At 67.3% G+C, this 18,005-nt stretch carries 15 protein-coding genes; 8 read left to right on the top strand and 7 right to left on the bottom strand.

The annotated features are described in order from the left end of the window. Positions 1 to 4 precede the first annotated feature (4 nt). Positions 5 to 1,030 (bottom strand): sulfate ABC transporter substrate-binding protein, encoded by a 1,026-nt coding sequence (locus AC3A3Q_RS04795; RefSeq protein ID WP_487585137.1) that lies wholly within the window; start codon positions 1,028 to 1,030, stop codon positions 5 to 7. Between the two features lie 19 nt (positions 1,031 to 1,049). After that, positions 1,050 to 2,504, bottom strand: coding sequence for an OprO/OprP family phosphate-selective porin (locus AC3A3Q_RS04790; protein WP_487585136.1), 1,455 nt, complete (start codon positions 2,502 to 2,504; stop codon positions 1,050 to 1,052). Between the two features lie 286 nt (positions 2,505 to 2,790). Between AC3A3Q_RS04790 and AC3A3Q_RS04785 the strand changes: the two genes are divergently transcribed. Both AC3A3Q_RS04785 and AC3A3Q_RS04780 read left to right on the top strand, forming a co-directional pair. Beyond that, the gene (locus AC3A3Q_RS04785) at positions 2,791 to 3,495 is read left to right on the top strand and encodes a response regulator transcription factor (protein WP_487585135.1); all 705 of its coding nucleotides are present in this window, start codon (positions 2,791 to 2,793) and stop codon (positions 3,493 to 3,495) included. A 96-nt stretch (positions 3,496 to 3,591) separates the two neighbouring features. Beyond that, a complete protein-coding gene (locus AC3A3Q_RS04780) occupies positions 3,592 to 5,037 on the top strand; it encodes a YadA family autotransporter adhesin (RefSeq protein WP_487585134.1) in 1,446 nt (481 codons plus the stop codon). 63 nt (positions 5,038 to 5,100) lie between these two features. Here AC3A3Q_RS04780 and AC3A3Q_RS04775 read toward each other — a convergent pair whose 3' ends face one another. The 3 genes from AC3A3Q_RS04775 to AC3A3Q_RS04765 form a co-directional block, all read right to left on the bottom strand. Next, positions 5,101 to 5,349 (bottom strand): hypothetical protein, encoded by a 249-nt coding sequence (locus tag AC3A3Q_RS04775; protein ID WP_487585133.1) that lies wholly within the window; start codon positions 5,347 to 5,349, stop codon positions 5,101 to 5,103. A gap of 189 nt (positions 5,350 to 5,538) precedes the next feature. Then, positions 5,539 to 6,531: a chorismate transformation FkbO/Hyg5 family protein gene (locus AC3A3Q_RS04770; protein ID WP_487585507.1), complete on the bottom strand. Its 993-nt coding sequence runs from the start codon at positions 6,529 to 6,531 to the stop codon at positions 5,539 to 5,541. A 14-nt stretch (positions 6,532 to 6,545) separates the two neighbouring features. Next, entirely contained in the window at positions 6,546 to 7,910 is a 1,365-nt protein-coding gene (locus AC3A3Q_RS04765; protein ID WP_487585506.1) for an NAD(P)/FAD-dependent oxidoreductase, read from the bottom strand. A 291-nt stretch (positions 7,911 to 8,201) separates the two neighbouring features. Here AC3A3Q_RS04765 and AC3A3Q_RS04760 point away from each other — a divergent pair, with 291 nt between their 5' ends. After that, a complete protein-coding gene (locus tag AC3A3Q_RS04760; RefSeq protein WP_200607697.1) occupies positions 8,202 to 8,471 on the top strand; it encodes a phosphopantetheine-binding protein in 270 nt (89 codons plus the stop codon). Then, positions 8,446 to 9,174 (top strand): COG4648 family protein, encoded by a 729-nt coding sequence (locus tag AC3A3Q_RS04755; RefSeq protein ID WP_487585505.1) that lies wholly within the window; start codon positions 8,446 to 8,448, stop codon positions 9,172 to 9,174. The genes AC3A3Q_RS04760 and AC3A3Q_RS04755 overlap by 26 nt, the downstream gene beginning before the upstream one ends. A 1-nt stretch (position 9,175) precedes the next feature. On the opposite strand, the gene AC3A3Q_RS04750 is transcribed toward AC3A3Q_RS04755, so the two are convergent. Next, positions 9,176 to 13,339 carry a transporter substrate-binding domain-containing protein gene (locus tag AC3A3Q_RS04750; protein WP_487585504.1) on the bottom strand — a complete coding sequence of 1,388 codons (4,164 nt, stop codon included), beginning with the start codon at positions 13,337 to 13,339 and terminating at the stop codon, positions 9,176 to 9,178. A gap of 386 nt (positions 13,340 to 13,725) precedes the next feature. Next, complete coding sequence (locus AC3A3Q_RS04745) at positions 13,726 to 14,367, bottom strand: response regulator (protein ID WP_487585132.1); 642 nt, start codon at positions 14,365 to 14,367, stop codon at positions 13,726 to 13,728. Positions 14,368 to 15,204: 837 nt separating this feature from the next. On the opposite strand from AC3A3Q_RS04745, the gene AC3A3Q_RS04740 reads away from it, so the two are divergent. The 4 genes from AC3A3Q_RS04740 to AC3A3Q_RS04725 all read left to right on the top strand — a co-directional run bounded on the left by AC3A3Q_RS04740 (position 15,205) and on the right by AC3A3Q_RS04725 (position 17,996). Next, the gene (locus AC3A3Q_RS04740) at positions 15,205 to 15,981 is read left to right on the top strand and encodes a response regulator transcription factor (RefSeq protein ID WP_487585131.1); all 777 of its coding nucleotides are present in this window, start codon (positions 15,205 to 15,207) and stop codon (positions 15,979 to 15,981) included. Positions 15,982 to 16,043: 62 nt separating this feature from the next. Beyond that, entirely contained in the window at positions 16,044 to 16,382 is a 339-nt protein-coding gene (locus AC3A3Q_RS04735) for an ApeI family dehydratase (protein ID WP_487585130.1), read from the top strand. Then, positions 16,379 to 17,410 (top strand): lysophospholipid acyltransferase family protein, encoded by a 1,032-nt coding sequence (locus tag AC3A3Q_RS04730; protein WP_487585129.1) that lies wholly within the window; start codon positions 16,379 to 16,381, stop codon positions 17,408 to 17,410. The genes AC3A3Q_RS04735 and AC3A3Q_RS04730 overlap by 4 nt, the downstream gene beginning before the upstream one ends. Continuing rightward, positions 17,352 to 17,996 (top strand): LolA-related protein, encoded by a 645-nt coding sequence (locus tag AC3A3Q_RS04725; protein WP_487585128.1) that lies wholly within the window; start codon positions 17,352 to 17,354, stop codon positions 17,994 to 17,996. Before AC3A3Q_RS04730 ends, AC3A3Q_RS04725 begins: the two co-directional genes overlap by 59 nt. Positions 17,997 to 18,005: the final 9 nt, after the last annotated feature.

The following is an 18,005-nucleotide window of genomic DNA, read 5'->3' as shown; positions in this document are numbered from 1 at the left end:
CGCATCACTTCGGCTGATAGATCTTGTCGAAGAAGCCGCCGTCGGCGAAATGCTCCGCCTGCGCCTTCTTCCAGCCGCCAAATGCACTGTCAATCGTCACCTGCTTCACCTGCGGAAAGCGCGCCAGCTCGGCCGCCGGCACCTTGTCCGGTTCGGCCGGGCGATAACCGTGCTTGGCCGCCAGGCGCTGTCCTTCCGGCGTGTACAGATAGCGCAGGTACGCTTCGGCCTGCTTGCGCGTGCCATGTCGGTCGATGTTCTTGTCGACCCATGCCACCGGCGGTTCGGCCTTGATGCTCAGGCTCGGGATGACGACCTCGAACTTGTCGCGGCTGTCGGCTTCAGACAGCGTCAGCAGGGCCTCGTTCTCCCACGCCAGCAGCACATCGCCGATGCCGCGCTCGACAAAGGTGGTGGTCGCGCCGCGCGCACCGGTGTCGAGCACCGGCACGTTCTTGAACAGGCGCGTCAGGAAGTCGACCACCTTGCCGCCGTCGCGATACTCCTGCGATGCCCAGGCCCAGGCGGCGAGGTAGTTCCAGCGCGCACCACCCGATGTCTTCGGATTGGGCGTGATCACGGCCACGCCCGGCTTGACCAGGTCGCTCCAGTCGCGGATCTGCTTGGGGTTGCCCTTGCGCACCAGGAACACGATCGTCGAGGTGTACGGCGCGCTGTTGTGCGGCAGGCGCGTCTGCCAGTTGGCCGGAAGCAGCTTGCCATTGGTGGCGATCGCATCGATGTCGGCGGCCAGCGCGAGGGTGACGACATCGGCCTCCAGTCCGTCGATCACCGAGCGCGCCTGCTTGCCCGAGCCGCCGTGCGAGGCGCGGATCTTCAGCGTCTCGCCGGTCTGCTGCTTCCACTGCGCGGCGAAGCTCTGGTTGACCTCGGCGTAGAACTCGCGGGTCGGATCGTAGGAGACGTTGAGCAGTTCCACATCCTTCGCCGCGGCGGTTCCGCCGGCCAGTGCGAGTGCGAAACCAAGGACGAGGCTGCGGAGCAGTGTGCTGCGTGGAGTACGGGTCATGGCACTTTCCTGGGGAAGGTCAGAACGAGAACTGCGCGCGGGTGAAGAAGGCTTTTTCGTCTTCGCGGTCGGCGCCGGCAGGCGCACCACCCTCGAAGTTGGTCTGCGTGTAGTTGGCTACCAGCTTGAAGTTGCTGTTGAGGTACCAGTTGACGCCCACGCCCCACGCCTTGGCGTTGCGCGCGGCGACGGCGGGGTCGGCGAACACCGGGAACGCATCGTCGTCGATGTCCAGTTCGCCGTAACGCGCCACCAGCTCCCATGCACCCCAGCCTGCACTGCCGACCGTAAAAGGATGGTTAGGCCGGGTTACGCCCTTGTATCCGGCGTCCTCGCCGGTGAGCACATAGCCGGCGCTGAGTTGCCAGGCGCTGTTGTCGATCGTCTCGCGCGCGCCGGTGGCCGGCAGTCGGACGTCCTGGCTGGAATTGATGTACTCGCCAAGCAGGCCGAAGGCGTTGCGGTAGTAATAGGCCTGCGGCGACCAGCGGGTGTTCTCGCCGTCGGCGGCGACCGCACTGCGATAGTTGAAGAACTGCACCTGCCCCGAGGAGCGGTAACGCGGCAGGAAGTTGCTGCCGACGCCTTCCTTGTCGCCGGTGCTGCCGGCGATGCCGAAGCCCAGGCCCGACAGTGCATTGCCATCGTTCTTCCACGGCTCGACGAACACGCGGGCCGCAACTTCGAAATCGTTGTCGGGGTTGGTGGTGGAGCCGTCGCGGCCATCGACCGCGCCGTTGTAGACACCCAGTGCGTAGCTGACCGTGGACTTGGCCAGCTCGCCCTGCAGCTGCACGCCGATATCGCGGCCGGGCGCCAGTTCGCCGGGCAGGCCCAGCTCGACCTGCGCGGTGGAACCGCTGGACTGCAAACGCTCGAGCCCGACCGGCACCTTGGTCTTGCCGATGCGCACCGTTGCGCGCGGATCGAACTTGAGGTCGAGGTAGACGTCGCTGGTGGTCGCGCTGTCGCCGGCCAGCTGCGCGGTGACGCGGAATCCGATCAGCGAACCCCACGTGCCCTCGATGGTCGGTTCGATCCGTCGCATCAGGAAGGTGTCGTTCTGCGGGAACTGGTCGTCATCGAAGTAGAAGCGGCCATCGCCCTGCACCAGGCCCTTGAACTTCACCTCGATATCGCCCGGCGGCGGCGACTTCACCGACAGCCCCTTGCTGGCGCTCAGGCTGACGGTCGGCGTGCTGGCGGCGCGGGTGGCGGCTTCCTCCGACTGCAGCTCGAGCTTGCGTTCGATCACGCGCAGGCGCTGGTCGAGGTCGCTCAATCCGGCGGCATTGTCGGCGGTCGCCGTCGCAGCCGGGGCGGTGCCCAGGCGCTGCTCGATGGCCTGCAGGCGGCGGGCGAGTTCTTCGACGGTCGGTGGGGCGGTCTGAGCCTGGGCGGGGGCGACCAGCGCGCAGGCCAGCGCGCCGCTCAGCCAGGCCACGGGGGACGACGTTCGGTGCGGGGTCGGCATCGCCGGCTCCTGTTCAGGTATGGGGAAGGGGCAGCTTAAGGGTGCCTGCGTCCAAGCGGCATCCATGGCGCGACTCTGGCCGGGCCGCCGCCGCGAGGGAAAAGGTTTTGCGTCACCTGCTCATGCCGAAGAGGCATATGCGCATATGGCCCGTGAGGAGGCTGGCTGTACGGAGGCTTGCCGGTATCCGTGCGTGAGATGGATCCCATAGACGGTGATCCGGGCGCTACCTAGCATCGCCGGCCCAATACCCCAGTCGCGCGTCAGGATCGGGAAGCAGGGACCCATGAACGGAACGGCCAATACCGCAAGCGCGTTGCGCATTGCTTTGCTCGAAGGCGAGTCCGCGCCGCGAGAACGAGCCCTGCGGCCCGGCCTTGCGGCGTTCGGCTTCGAGGTGGACGCGTGCGGGACGCCGGCGTCGCTGCGCGCGCAACTGCGGGCAGGGACGTTCCCGATTGCCCTGATCTGCGGTCAGCGGGAAGACGACGCTGGTCCGCGGCTGGTCGGCGAAATTCGCAGCAGCTTTCCGAGCATGGGCATCGTGCTGCTCGTTGATCGCGGCATCGGGGAAAAACTGCGGGGCCTGCACAACGGTGCCGATGTATGCCTGGCCGAGCCGGTGGACTTGGAACTGCTCGCGGCCACGCTGCGCAGCCTCGCACGAAGGCTCATCCCGCCATCGCAACTGGAATCCAAGCGGTGGCACGTCAACGAAAACGCTTGGTGTCTTGTGTCGCCGTCGGGCGAGGCGGTTGCATTGACCGAGGCCGAGCGGCGCGTGGTGACGAGACTGGCGGCGACACCGGGGCAGGTAGTCACCCGCGAGGAGTTGATCGCGGTACTGACCAGCAACGTATACGACTTCGATACGCATCGCCTGGATTCGCTGATCTATCGCCTGCGCCGAAAGGTGGCGGGCGCGTGTGGCCAGTCGCTTCCGCTCAACGCGGTGCACGGCCAGGGCTACGTGCTGATCGACGCGCGGTGAGTATCGGAGAGAACTCGTGAGTGTTCGAGCGTGACGAGGTTGCCGCCGCAACCCTAGGCTTCGCCTCCAAATTCGAAGTCACCTGGAGTCGTTTGCATGAGCAACACCATCCGCCGTCGCAGCCACTGGCCGACGCTCAATTCGGTTGCATTGTCGGCAGGGCTGGCACTGCTCTCGCCGGCGGCATTTGCCGCTGACAGCATCGCGATCGGAGCCGGTAGTCAGGCGCCGGTCGACGCTGCCATCGCGATCGGGCACGACTCCCAATCCACGGATGCCGACACCATCGCCCTCGGCACGTTGGCCGAAGCTACGGCCGATTCCAGCATGGCCTTCGGGGTGAACAGCAGGGCCACGAGCGATTCCAGCATTGCGCTGGGACCGGTAAGCCACGCAAGCGGCGACTCCAGCATTGCCATCGGTCTGTACAGCACGGCCATGGAAGATTCCAGCGTGGCCTTGGGCGCCCGGTCCGTGGCCGATCGTGCCAACACGATCTCCGTGGGGGCTGCGGGCGCCGAGCGCCAGATCACCAACGTCGCTGCCGGCAGCGAGGACACCGATGCAGTCAATCTCGCCCAGCTCAAGCAGGTGGGGCTGGTCGATGGCACCGGTACGACGCTCGATGCAGTGGTGTACGACGCCGGTTCCGCCAAGGGCCAGGTCACGCTGGGCGGCGGTGTCGCCGGCACGCTGGTGACCAACGTCCGCGATGGCGCGATTGCCAACGGCAGCCGCGATGCGGTCAACGGCGGCCAGATCGCGGCGCTGCGTGACAGCCTCAATGGCGCGATCACCAGCATCGACAACCGTGTCACCTCGATCGAAGCCACCGGCGGCGGCAAGGGCGCACCGGACTTCGTCGCTGCCAACGGCACGCCGACGCCGGCGTCCGCGCCGGCCAATGCCGGCAGCACGCCGGGCGTGGCGCTGGGCTACAACACCGATGCCAGCGGTGCCGGCGCATCCGCCATCGGCGACAGTGCCACGGCCGCAGGCAGCAATGCGGTCGCGATCGGCAACAATGCCAGCGCCGCGGCAGAAAACTCGGTGGCACTGGGCAACAACTCGGTCGCCGATCGCGCCAATGCCGTGTCGGTGGGTACGGCCGGCCACGAGCGCCAGGTCACCAACGTCGCGGCCGGCGTGAACGCCACCGATGCCGTCAACGTGCAGCAGCTGAAGACCGGCAACGCACAAACGCTGTCTTCGGCCAACGCCTACACCGACAGCCGCTTCCAGGGACTGAGCGACGAGTTCTCCGGACTGCGTGACGACGTGGGCTATCGCCTGGGCAGGCTCGACGACCGCATCGACCGCCAGGGTGCGATGACCTCGGCAATGACGAACATGGCGACCAACGCCGCCCACAGCCGCAGCCCGCGTGGACGCATCGGTGTCGGCGCCGGCTGGCAGAACGGCGAGAGCGCGCTGTCGGTCGGTTACTCGAAGGAGATCAGCGACCGCGCCTCGATCAGCATCGGCGGCGCCTTCAGCAGTGACGACCGCTCGGCGGGCATTGGCTTCGGCATCGATCTGTAAGCGATCGCAGAAGCAGGAAAGAACAAGGGCCGCGCCTGTGCGCGGCCCTTGCTTGCGTCAGCTTCAGATGATTCCGCCGCCCATGCCCAGGCGGACGATGCCGACGATGATCACGATGCCGTTGAGGACCAGTCCGGTCTTGGCGCGGCCGCGATTGCCGGGGCTGGTGAACAGGATGCCGATCGCGGCAATGATCGCGCCGACCGCGGCGAAGGGAATCGAGAACCAGTTGCCCCATCCAAGGAATGGAATGAGGGCGACCACCATCCAGATCATGGCGACGATGCCCCAGAGCAGGCTGATCAAACCCATTGCGGTGTCTCCCCAGTCAGGTAGTGACTGTCTTGCTCGCACGATAGCCGGACCGGGGCGCAACGCAAGTGACGGACGGCAGCGCCTAACGTTCCGTCATTCCCGCGAAGGCGGGAACCCATGGACGTTGCCCGCGAACTGCACTGAAGACACTGGGTCCCCGCCTGCGCGGGGATGACGATTGCCAGGTCAGGCGTGCACGCCGTCGATCTCCACGCGCAACTCGCGCCGGCACACCGCCGCGTGCAGCAGGATGCGCGGAACGTCCGGGCCCAGTCGCGCGTCGAGCTCTGCTGCCACCGCGTCCATCTCGTCGAGCTGGCGCACATACACCTTCAGTCGGGAGTGCGGACCGAACTGCGCCGGCAGCGTCGAGCGTTGCGCGCGCGCAGCGGTCAGCAGGCTGTCGAAGTTGGCCAGCGTCTCGTCGAGCTGGGTCACCACCGAATCGATATGGCGCGACTCGTGGCCGACGATGGCGGCGGTGCCCGACAGCAGCAACGGCATCGCGCCGTCGGCCGGCGGTAACATCGCGCGGGCGAAACTCGGCGGCTGCGGGCCGTACTGGCGCGGGTAGCGGTAGGCGCTGATCTGGCGCGGGTTCTCCAGCGGCGTGCCCGGCACTCGTGCGGCCAGCCAGTACACCTGCAGGCGGCGCTCGCTGTCGACCCGGCCGATCGCGGTCGCCGCCGGCAGCGAGCCAGGATCGACCGTGCCCAGGCCGCGGGCGCGACCGACGCAGAACTGGCGGTAACGCTCTTCGTCGCCCTCACCGTGGGTGATGCCGTCGAGGTAGTTCCACACGCGCAGCAGGTGCGGGTAGCCGCGCTGCTGCAGGAACCCGGACAGTCGCGCGTACAGACGGTCGGACGTCGCTTCGATGTCGCTCATGCCGCCCGGACCGGGCGCCTCGTCCAGCTCGATGGCGCCGAACTGCAGCGCGCCGTCCTCCGCCCAGGCGACATCGCCGTCGCGGCCGCGAATCACCGGACCATTGCCGCGCCACACTTCGAACGGCGCCGGGCCGTGCGGCTGCAGCGCCACGCGCAGGTAGCGCGGATCGTCGTGATGGGCAGCGTGGCTGCCGAAGCCGATCACCGCCAGGGTGTTGTTGTCGTCCAGCAACGGCTGCGGGTCGGATGCGTCGACGTACTCCACTGCCAGATGCGGTGGCTGCAACATGGGGCGTACGGCGCTCACGACTGCAGGTCTCCGTTGCCAGGCTGCAGCGTGTCGCGACCGCCGCCGAGGCCGACGTCGACGCCGACCTGGCGACGTCGCCGCAGCCAGCCGCGCAGCGCTTCGGGCGCCATGCTCAGCGCCGTCATGGCATAAATGAAGCGGAACACGCGCAGCCGGCGCAGCACCGCCGGGTTGTCGAACACATCGCCGGCCAGCATCGAGATCACCGCCTGTTCGACCTGCCAGTAATTGCGCGGGTGGTTGAACAGGTGGCGCATCACCGGCGTGGTGAAGCGATAGATGAACCACTGGAAATGCTTGAGGCCGCGCTTGAGGCGCTTGCTCATCGCGCGCTGCAGCGACGCCTCGCTGGACGGATCGCGCAATGCGCCATCGACGACCTGCGCGGCCTGCTCGGCGCTGTTCATGCCCAGGTACACGCCGGAGGAGAACACCGGATCGACGAAGGCGTAGGCGTCGCCGACCATGACCCAGCCCGGGCCATGCATCTGCGTGCAGGTATAGGAGTAGTTGCCGGTGACGTGCACCGGGGCGATGCGCTTGGCGTTGCGCATGCGCTTCCACACCGAAGGCTCGGACTCCAGCGCCTTCATCAGGAACGCCTCGGTTTCGCCGCGGCGCTGCTTGAGGAACTCGGGGAAGCACACCGCGCCGACGCTCATCACGCCCTCGCGCAGCGGGATCAGCCACATCCAGCCGTGGGCGAAGCGCTGCACGGTGATGTTGCCGGCGTCCTCGCCGGGGCGGCGCTCGACGTCGCTGAAGTGGCTGAAGATCGCCGCCGACTGGTGCAGCGGGTTCTTCTTCTTGAGCTTGAGCTGGCTGCCGAAGAAGGCATCGCGACCGCTGCCATCGACGATGTAGCGGGGCTTGATCGTGATCGCATTGCCGTCGGCATCGCGCGCGTGCACCAGCTGCGGGCGGCCATCGGCGGCAAACTCGACGCGCTCGACGCGGTGGCGCTCGCGCGCATCCACGCCGTTGGCCTGCGAATGGCGGAACAGGACTTCGTCGAACTCCTCGCGCTTGACCTGGTAGGCGTAGCCGAACTGCGGGTTCAGCGCACGCTCGAAGCGGAAGGTGTTGTAGTTGTCGGCATCGATCGGGAACTCGGCGCCCGGCTTGAAGGTGCCGATTGCCTTGACCTGATCGAGCACGCCCAGGCGCTCGAGGATCGGCAGGTTCATCGGCAGCAGCGACTCGCCGATGTGGAAGCGCGGGTGGCGGTCCTTCTCCAGCAGCAGCACGCGCCAGCCGCGACGGGCCAGCAGGGTGGCGGCGGTGGTGCCGGCCGGGCCGCCGCCGATCACCAGTACGTCGGTGTCGATCGGATCCGGATGGGGGTGCTGCGCATTCAGGTCCGCGGCCGCGGTGGCGTCGGCCGGTGCGGGGGCAGGTGCGGTTTCGGTCATGTGCGAATGATACGGGAAGGCCCCCCTCTCCCTGGCGCTTCGCGCCTGTCCCTCTCCCGCAAGGGGAGAGGGCAAACGCCAGGCGCCCGGTTGCGCCCCTCTCCCCTTGTGGGAGAGGGACAGGCCGCCACGGGCGGCCAGGGAGAGGGGAAGGTTGCGCACAACGCCGCGATGCCGGATCGTTGCGCCCCTTGATCGTCCTTTGCCTGATCGCCCTTTAGAACCGTGGATTCCCCGATGTCTGAACAAAGCCCCGTCGAACGCGAGCTGGCGCAGCTGCTGGTCGAAAGCCTGAACCTCGAGGACGTGGCACCGGAGCAGATCGAGCCGGAAGCGGCGCTGTTCGGCGAAGGCCTGGGCCTGGATTCGATCGACGCCCTGGAACTGGCGTTGGCGATCTCCAAGCGCTATGGCTTCCAGCTGCGCTCGGACAGCGACGAAAACCGCCGCATCTTCGCCTCGCTGCGCGCGCTGGCCGCGCATATCGAACAGCACAAGACCGCCTGAGCCCCATCCCTTGAACCCTGCCGCACTGCTGCCGCTGATCCTGGCGGTCGCCTACCCGTTGCTCGCCCACTGGGCCAGCGAAGACGGCGGCGGCGCCTCGGCGGCGATCGCACTGGCCGACCTGGTGGTGCTGGTGCTGGCCGTGCCGATGCTCGAACGCCGCCTCTGGGCCTGGGCGCTGGCGCTGCTGCTCGGCGTCGGCCTGGTCTGGCTGGCCGCCACGCCGTATGCGCAACTGCTGCTGCTGGCGCCGCCGATGCTGTTCGTCGGCCTGGTCGCATGGCTGTTCGGCCGCAGCCTGGTCGCGCCACGCGAAGCGTTGATCACGCAGATTGTCGCGGCGATGGAACGCACCGTGCCGGCCGCGCTGGCGACGGATCTTTACCGCTACTCGCGAAAGCTCACTGCCGCCTGGGCCGCCGTGCTTGCGCTGCTCGCGCTGGCCAACGGCGTGTTCGCCACGATCGCGGTGCCCGGTGGCGTACTGGCGCGGCTCGGCCACATCCCGGCGGTATCGATCACCCAATCGCAGTGGTCGTGGTTCGCCAACCTGGCCAACTACGGCATCGTCGGCGGTTTCTTCCTCGGCGAGTACGCGCTGAGGCGGCAACTGTTCCCGCACCGTCCGTACCGCAACCTGCTTGATTTCCTGCGGCAGATGGCCGCGCTTGGCCCGAAGTTCTGGCGCGATCTGTTCGCCTGAATCACGACGCCGCGTCCGGCCCTGCCGCACCGAGTCCCGCGATCAACACTTCCAGCTGCCGCAGTCGCTCATGCACTGCGGCGCGTCGCGCCATCAGGCCCGGACCGCTGGCATCCTCGGCAACGCTCGTGCGCAGCGGCTCGATGATGTCCAGGCCGCCTTCCATGCGATGCAGCAACTCATGCCGCACCCGGTCGTCCTGCGTTTCCAGGCCGTCGTACTCGGCCTCGTCGGCCCGGCACGTGGCCAGCAGTTCGAGCATGAACCCGCGAACCTGCCCGCGGCCGCCGAAGGCCTGGGTCAGCGTGGCCAGCCACTGCATCTGTCCAGGCACGTCGGCGGGCGGTTCGGCCGGCAGCGCGGCCGGCGGCGGCACCGCATAGGGCGAACCGCCAAGGTGACTGGCGAGCAGGGTCGCCAATGCCTGCAACCGGATGGGTTTGGTCAGGAAATCGTCCATGCCGGCATCGCGGCAGCGCTGGATCTGCTCGGGCAATGCGCTGGCGGAAATTCCGACGATCGTCAGATGGTCACCTGCGCGTTCGGCCGCGCGGATCCGCCGCGCCAACGCGTAACCGTCCAGGTTCGGCATGTGGCAGTCGCTGATCAACAGGTCGTAGCGGGTTTGCGCCAGGGCATCGAGCGCCAGGTTGCCGTCGGCGACGACGGTGGCGTGGTGGCCGAGCATGTCCAGCTGGCGCGCCACCAGTGCACGGTTGGTGGGATGGTCGTCGGCCACCAGGATCCGGGCGCTGGATCGCACCGGCGCGATGGCGTGCGGCAACGGCGCCTGTGGAGCGGGCGCACCGAAAATCCGGCAACAGGCATCGACGATGTCGCGCCACAGCAGCGGACTGCCGGACACGCGTATGCCGTTCGGTATCGGTCGCCAGCTGCCGTGTTCGCCCGTGTCGACCAGCAGGCGTGGCACGTCGGGCGGGATGTCCAGTTCGCGTGCCTCGTCGGCTTCGACCACCAGCAGGTCGACGTCGCCAGGTGACATCTGCCGCCACTGGGAACGATCGATCTCGACCACCTGCAATCCCAGCGCGGACAGGGCATTGGTCAGTTCGCGCAGGACCAGCTCCTGGCGGGAGATCAGCCCTGCGGTCTTGCCTGCCAACTCCGCCCGCACCGCAACAGGGGCGATCGCGCGCAGCGGCAGTGCGAACAGCGCGCTCGTGCCGTCGCCTGGAACGCTGGCCAGGGTGACGTCGCCACCCATCATCCGCGCCAGCCGGCGGCTGATGCTCAAGCCCAGCCCGGTGCCGCCGTAGCGGCGGCTGGTGGAGTCCTCCGCCTGGGTGAATGGCTGGAACAGACGCGCCAGACTGTCCGCCTCGATGCCGATGCCGGTGTCGATGATGCTGAAGCTGAGGTCCTGCGAACCGGCACGCAGCGCGACCAGCTCGGCACGCACGGTGACCGAGCCGCGCGCGGTGAACTTGATCGCGTTGCTCAGCAGGTTGGTGACGATCTGGCGGATGCGGACGGCATCGCCCTCATAGGTGCCCGACAGGCGCCAGTCGACGATGCAATGCAGGCCAAGCCCCTTGCCATGCGCACGCGCACGAAACAGGCCGACGACGCCATCGAGCAGTTCACGCAGGTCGAACGGCGCGCGCTCGATGCGCAGGTGGCCCGATTCGATGCGCGAGAAGTCGAGGATGTCGTCGAGGATCTGCAGCAACGAACGCGCCGAGTCCTGCACCATGCCGGTCATCGCGGCCTGGTCGCGATCCAGTGGCGTGCGCTCGATCAGCTCGACCAGGCCCAGAACGTCGGCCATCGGCGTGCGGATTTCGTGGCTCATCGCCGCCAGGAACGCACTCTTGGCCGCGGTCGCCGCCTCGGCCTGCGATTTGGCCGCGATCAGATCGGCCGCCTGTTCGTGCAGCAGCGTGGTTTCGATCCAGTAGCCGCTCCACTCCACGCTGCCATCGGCCAGCCGGCGCGGTTGCCCGCCTTCGGTCCGCAGCCAGCGCCATTGACCAATCACCTGCACGCGAAAGTCGAATGCCCGCATCGGCCGCAACGACGTCGCCGCTTCGCCGACGTTGGCCGCCACCGTGCCCTGGTCGTCGGGATGGACGCGCGCGAACAGTGCCGGCTCATCCGAGGTCAACTGTTCGGCTGACAGTCCCAGCAGCCCGGCCGAATCGCCGGCGACGTAGGTGAAACGCCGGCTTCCATCCGGGCCGATGCACAGTCGGAACACGACGCCTGGTATGGCCTGTGCGAACTCCGACAGCCGCTGTTCCGAACTGCGCGCCCTGGCTTCGGCCGCGCGCACCTCACTGATGTCGACGAAGGTGCCCAGCAGGATGTTCCGGCCGCTGCCCGGATCGCTGAAGGGCAACAACCAGACGATCACGCTCTGGACCGACCCGTCGGCCCCCGGCTGTTGCAGCTCGCGTCGCGCGCCGCGGCCGGAAGCGAGCACCGCCAGGTCCTCCGCCTGCAGCTGTTCGACATCGACGCCGCGCAAATGCGGGGTCTGCAGCAGGGTCTTGCCAAGCAGGTCCTGGCGCCGGCAATTCATCTGCTCCTCGTAGGCGCGATTGACGCCCAGGAAACGACCTTCGGCGTCCTTGACGAACACCGGATAGGGAATGATCTCCAGCAGCGCCTGGCGGAACCCCGACTGCGCCGCCAGCTCCTGCTCGGCGGCGCGTTGCGCGCTGGCGGCCCGCCGCAGCCTCGCGTAAGCCGCCAGGATCAGGCCCAGCACCAGCAATCCGGCGAGCGCGGCGCCAATCACCCACTTCCATGGCACGCCGTAGTTGTACTCGCTCGAGATCCATCGGCTGCGGATGCCGGCCTTGGTGCCTTCGTCCAGCAGCGAGAGCCTGCGATCGATCATCTGCAGGAGCGCGCTGAACTCCGGGCGTGCGCCAATCGCCAGTTCCTGGTCCATGCCTGCCGGACCGACCACCCGCAGCTGCGCGGCATATCGGCTGCGGATCAGCGAGTCGATCGCCGGCAGCGTGCCGACGAATGCATCGGCCTCGCCCTTGGCCAGCGCGGACAAACCGGCCTCGTTGCTGGCCGTTGGCAGCAGTCGCGTCCCCGGCAGCTGCGCGCGAAGCAGCGCGAGCAGCGCGGTTTCCTTGCGAAACGCCACACGCTTGCCGACCAGGTCGCGCAGGCGGGTGATCGGCGGCCCGCCATTGCGCGCCACGATCACCTGCGGGAAATATTCGTAGGGCTGCGCGAACGACACCTCCAGCGGATCGAAATCGCGCGCGGTGCCGGCCGCGATCAGGTCGATCTCGTGCGAACGGACCATGCGCTGCAAGCTGTCCCAATCCGCGGCGGGCACCATCTCCAGCCGCAGGCCGAGGTCGCGCTGCACGATGCGCAGGTAGTCGGCAGTCAGTCCGGCGAACTCGCCCTCGCCGTCGACGAAGGAATAGGGATGGCGATCCAGTTCGTAGCCGACGCGCAACGTCGGCAGCCCCCGCAGCCAGGCGCGCTCGTCGACGCTGGGTTCGCGGGTGTTGCGTGAGCGTGTTGCGGCGTCCTCGGTCATGCCCCAGCGCAGGCGCAACTGCGCCAGTTCCGCGGAAGTGACCGTGGACTCGGCCTTGCGGAGAATCTGCAGCAGCATGGGATTGCCGCGGCGAACCACCGGGGCGATGTCATAGGTCGGCAGCGGCAGCGACGCCAGCAGCACCAGGTCGTCGGTGGGCCGCCGGTCCAGCAGCGCCCGCGTCCGCGCGGTGCTCGTGCCGACGTAGGCATCTGCCTGGCCGTGCGCGAGCATGTCCAGCGCATCGTGGCCGTCGTTCGAGTACACAACGGTGGCTTGCGGATAACGTTGGACGACATCGTGCTCGGCGGTGCGGAAGCGGCGCTCGATCACGATCCGGGCGCGCGCCAGATCGGCGTCACCGCGGATGCGCGCATCGCCCTTGCGAACGACCAGTACCGGAACGATGGTCGCGTAGGGCTTGAGGAAATCGAAATGGTCGCGTCGCTCCGGGGTGATGCCTTGCGCGGGCAACAGATCGAACTGGTCGCCAGCCGTGCCGTCGAACGCGACTGCTGCCCAATCGGTATACGGATGGAACTCGGGGCGCAGGCCGGCACGCGCTGCCAGCAGGCTCACGTAATCGATGCCAAGCCCCTGTGGTTGTCCTCCGACCCAGGCTTCAACGGGCATGTGGTCGCCGGCGAAAACGCCCACCTGAAGCACCGGGTGCGCGCGTCGCCATGCCTGCTCCTGGGCATCCAGCGGGGGAAGCGGGCGCGACTGGCACAGCGCGCCCCGCAACGCCGTGCAAGACAGCAGCAGGAGCAGCAGCAATGCGCTCGGCCAAAGCCGCTGCGTACAGGATCGGGAGCAACGCAGGCGACGCATCTGAAACCAGCAGGGCAGGTCCGGGCGACTTCCGAGCCTAAGTCACCCGCTCTGACACAGCGTGGGACAGGTCATAGCAGACGCTGTCGCAGTGATGTGCAAGCCGCGTTGGACTTCTTTGCAAGAACTGCACTGATGCGGCCGGGCTGCTTCCTTCCCCGGAAGGAGCCAACGAGATACGCGCTGGTTCAGGACAGCAGCCCGTGGCTGGATGCGTAGGCAAAGATCTCCACATCCGAACGGATGCCCAGCTTCTCCATTGCCGACAGCTTCTGGTTGCTGATGGTCTTGGAGCTGCGGTTGAGCTGTTGCGAGATGTCCTTGACGCTCTTTCCCGAGGCGAACAGTCGCAGGACTTCGGTTTCCTTGGGCGACAACGCTGCCTCGGCAGACGTGGCGAGCGTGGCCTCTGCGCTCTCGAGCAGGCTCATCGCCGCCTTGGCGATGTAGGTGCGCCCGTTGAGCACCGTCAGAACCGCTTGCGGCAGCTCGGACAGAGCGTCCGACTTGTTGATCAAGCCGCGCACGCCGGTGTCGCGAATGCTGCGAAGTACCGCGGGATTGGAGATGCGGGTGAGCACGATGATGGCCAGGTCGGGCCACTTGCGCCTGATCGTTCCGAGCATCGACAGGCCGTCCGGCGCGGTAGTGCCGGGCATGCTGAAGTCGGTGATCAGCAGGTCGCAAGGCGTGCTCGCCAGCGTGCCCATCAACTCGTCCGTCGAGGACGCGACGTGGACGACGCTGGTGCTGCTGTCGTGTTCCAGCAGCTGGCGGACGCCGGCGGCAACGATGGGGTGGTCATCGGCCAGAATGACTCGTACTGGCATGACGGCTTGCTCCTTGCGGGCTGCAAATTTGCGGCGGGAGTGCGCGTGCATTTTAGTCGAAACGACCGTGCTGTCGTTGCCGGGACCTGTTATCGCCATCAACCCAGGCGCCTGCGGCCTGTGCTCTTCATCCCGGCGTAACGATCACCGCAGTGGATCCATCCATCGGACCATCACTGGACAGCGCTGAGGCCTTCCCTGAGGGAATTTGCAGACTTGAACCATAGATTCCAGCGCGGGCGTCCGACTAGTTTGGACATTGGGGCGTGACACAGCCTGTTGGTCGCGTGATCGAACTACAACGCTATCCAGATGGAACGATCACGTCACGAAGGGTTGGTTATTTGCCCCGGACATCGTGCTACTTCCGACGATGACAATAGCGTTCCATATTGGCTCGATGAAGGTCGGTGTGTGGAGAAAGCTCGATCTCGTTATGGTCCGCAGCGTGGGTATCGTTTTCCTACTGTGCGTCGTTCTATAGTTCGTGACTGGAGCGTCTAGTTGGGCGCGGTCTGATATCGCCTATTCGCTCGCTAGAACAAGGAGGTCATTGTGCGATTCAATGCTTCGATTGCATTCATTGGCATTGTCAGCTTTGCATGCTGCTCCCATGCCGCGACGAACTCGCGTGATGGTGCAGGCGAAAGTCGGATTCGTGTTTTTGGACAGAACGGAGCGATGGCCGACCTTCATGCAGGCAGCGCATGCATCAAGCGGCGGGGTGCGGAGCGAGTGTCAGGAAGCATGGGGAGTGCGTTTGGGTCGCTCTTTGGGGTCGTCTCGAATGTATCCTTGGGCATACCTGAGACGGCAACGACTCACAATCTCCGCCAGATGGATGGCATTGCGTCGAAGGCATACTTCCGTGAGTACGCCATTCCTGCTGAAGCTCCGACGAGCCTGGCCTGCAGCCCTCATCCGGTCATGCGGATCCTGCTGATCGACCATGATGCATTTCACGCCGCGGAGCTTTGCCACTATCTCGAGCAATGCGGCCACGAACTGGACTACGCGGGCAGCGACCGCCATGGGCTGAAGCTGGCCGCCGACTGCCGCTTCGATGCAATCGTGCTGGCCCGGTCGCAGGGTTGCGATGGCGTGGAGGTCTGCCGCCGCTTGCGCGAGGTCCTGCGATTGACCACTCCGCTGCTGGTAGTGGCACAGTGCGCGAAGCTTGAGCCTTGCCTGGCGGCGCTGTACGGCGGCGCAGACGATTACCTGTACGCACCGATCGCGTTCGCGGAGGTCAATGCGCGGCTCGTCGGCATGCATCGCCGTCATCGCCGACGCCAAGGGGGCCCGGTGCTTCGCGCCGGCGACCTGGAGTACGACCTGAAAAGCCAGGAGGTGCGTCGGCAGGGCAGGATGCTGCGCTTGCGGCCATCGTCCAGGCGGCTGTTGCGGGCGTTGCTGGAAGTCGCGCCCGAGCCGGCTGGCTATCGCGAGCTGGTCCGGGACCTGTGGGGGCGGGAGCTGGACCATGCCCAGGAAGCCCTGTTGCGCACCCACGTGTGCCAGCTGCGAAACGCGATCGACCGTCCCTTCAAGTCGCCGATGATCCGGACCTTCCACGGTCTGGGCTATGGCGTGGTGGTGGCCGGCGAGGCTTAGCCCGCAGGCGCCGCCCGACGATGCAGCCAGGACGGTAACGCGATGCGGGTCGCGTCCCGCCGGTGCCTTATCCTGTCTGTCTCGCCCGGTCCAGCCGCCGCCACACCATGCGTTTCGTCATCCCCGCCGACCATCCCAGCCTGCCCGGGCACTTCCCGGGTCGACCGCTGGTGCCCGGCGTGGTGCTGCTGGACCGTGTGATCGAGGCAATTGAAGCGATGCACGGGCCATTGCCGCCGCTGCGGCTGCCGCAGGTCAAGTTCGTGCAGCCGCTGTTGCCGGGCGAGGAGGCGCACATCGAACTGGAGGGCGCCGCGCCGCGCTGGCGCTTCCGGGTGCTGCGCGGCGACACGCTGCTGGTCAGCGGCGACGTCGCCGCCGCCGAAGAACAAAAGCCTTGAACGCGCACTGGAAGCAGCGTCCGGAGGGCGGCGGCAGGTTCGCGATCTGGTTGATACGCAGCATCGCCCGTTATGGCGGTCGTGCCGTGGCGCGGCTGTGCCTGTATCCGATCACCGCCTACTTCCTGCTGGTGCGCGGCCCGGAACGCCGCGCCTCGCGCGAGTACCTGGCACGCGTGCTCGGACGGCCGCCGGGGTGGCTGGACGTCGCGCGCCACATCCACACCTTCGCCGCCACGATCCTCGATCGCGTGTTCCTGCTAAGCGGCCAGCTTTCGCGCTTCGACATCCGCGTCGAAGGCCTGGACGCGCTGGCGCGTCGCGTCGATCGCGGCGAAGGAGTGCTCGTGTTCGGCTCGCACCTGGGCAGTTTCGACGCATTGCGCGTGCTGGTGACGACGCGGCCCGCGTTGCGCGTGCGGATCGTCCTCGACATTTCCCACAACCCTGCGCTGACGCAGCTGCTCGACGCGCTCAACCCGCGCCTGGCCGCCGATGTCATCGACGCCGGACAGGATGGCGTCGCCATCGTGCTGGCGATCCAGCAGGCGCTGGCCGACGGCGAACTGGTGGCGCTGCTGGTCGACCGCGCGGCGCCCGGCGAGGCGGTGACCCGCGTGCCGTTCCTCGGCAACGATGCCTCCTTTCCGAATGCGCCCTGGCTGATCGCGGCGACGCTGCAGGTGCCGGTCGTGCTCGCCTTCGGCCTGTACCGGGGTGGCAACCGCTACGACCTGCGTTTCGAGGAGTTCAGCGACGGGCCGGATACGCTGCGCCAGCATGTATCGCGCCGCGACCGGCGCGAGGCGGTGGCTGCGGTGGTGCGGCGATATGCGGTGCGGCTGCAGGCGCAGGTGCTCGGCGCCCCTTACAACTGGTTCAACTTCTACGATTTCTGGGATGGCGATGACGCGGCGGACGACAGGCAAGCGCAACAAGGTGGGCGCGTGGGCGCGGCGACTGGCGCCGATGTGGATGCTGGCAAGCGCGACACTGTGCGCGGCCCCGGCTGGAACGGGCCTGGCTGAAACGGGCACGGCGGCCGACCCCGGCTGGATCCTGAAGGCGATCGCGCGGCCGGTGCCGGCGAGCACGCCGTTCGTGGAGGTGCGCGGATCGAAGCTGCTGAAGGCGCCGCTGCGCCTGTCGGGCCAGTACCTGCGGCCTGACACGGACACCCTGGTCCGCGAGGTTCGCGCGCCCTATGCCGAAACCACCACACTGCGTGCGGGCGAGGCGACGATCGCGCGTGCCGGCCAGGCACCGCGCAAGTTCGCGCTGTCGCGCGTGCCGGAACTGGCGGGGTTCCAGAGCAATTTCGCCGCCTTGTTGGACGGCGATCGCGCCAACCTCGAGCAGCACTACACGCTGGCGGCCGAAGGCACGCGCCAGCGCTGGACGTTGACGATGGTGCCCAGGGATGCCGCGCTCACCAAACGCGTGCAGTCCATCGCGTTGTACGGGCGCGGTTCCGAGTTGCGCTGCATCGAGACGCGTGCGGTCGGCAACGCACCGCCGCAGCGAACGTTGCTGGCCGGCGCCGCGGTGGATGCGGCGAGCATTGCCGATGCCGCTGCCTTGGCCGCGACCTGCCACGGCGACGCGGCGCGATGAGCCCGACAG

The sequence above is a fragment of the Lysobacter sp. Soil_C_59 genome (genome assembly GCF_057656415.1).
The sequence above is the reverse complement of the archived record's forward strand: the minus strand, read 5'-3'. Positions and strand labels throughout refer to the sequence as shown.

Excerpts from the sequence above, each read along its gene's own strand:
- AC3A3Q_RS04795 (WP_487585137.1), bottom strand. The coding sequence starts at position 1,030 with ATGACCCGTACTCCACGCAGCACACTGCTCCGCAGCCTCGTCCTTGGT.
- AC3A3Q_RS04790 (WP_487585136.1), bottom strand. The coding sequence starts at position 2,504 with ATGCCGACCCCGCACCGAACGTCGTCCCCCGTGGCCTGGCTGAGCGGC.
- AC3A3Q_RS04785 (WP_487585135.1), top strand. The coding sequence starts at position 2,791 with ATGAACGGAACGGCCAATACCGCAAGCGCGTTGCGCATTGCTTTGCTC.
- AC3A3Q_RS04780 (WP_487585134.1), top strand. The coding sequence starts at position 3,592 with ATGAGCAACACCATCCGCCGTCGCAGCCACTGGCCGACGCTCAATTCG.
- AC3A3Q_RS04775 (WP_487585133.1), bottom strand. The coding sequence starts at position 5,349 with ATGGGTTTGATCAGCCTGCTCTGGGGCATCGTCGCCATGATCTGGATG.
- AC3A3Q_RS04770 (WP_487585507.1), bottom strand. The coding sequence starts at position 6,531 with ATGTTGCAGCCACCGCATCTGGCAGTGGAGTACGTCGACGCATCCGAC.
- AC3A3Q_RS04760 (WP_200607697.1), top strand. The coding sequence starts at position 8,202 with ATGTCTGAACAAAGCCCCGTCGAACGCGAGCTGGCGCAGCTGCTGGTC.
- AC3A3Q_RS04750 (WP_487585504.1), bottom strand. The coding sequence starts at position 13,339 with ATGCCCGTTGAAGCCTGGGTCGGAGGACAACCACAGGGGCTTGGCATC.
- AC3A3Q_RS04745 (WP_487585132.1), bottom strand. The coding sequence starts at position 14,367 with ATGCCAGTACGAGTCATTCTGGCCGATGACCACCCCATCGTTGCCGCC.
- AC3A3Q_RS04740 (WP_487585131.1), top strand. The coding sequence starts at position 15,205 with ATGGATGGCATTGCGTCGAAGGCATACTTCCGTGAGTACGCCATTCCT.
- AC3A3Q_RS04725 (WP_487585128.1), top strand. The coding sequence starts at position 17,352 with ATGTGGATGCTGGCAAGCGCGACACTGTGCGCGGCCCCGGCTGGAACG.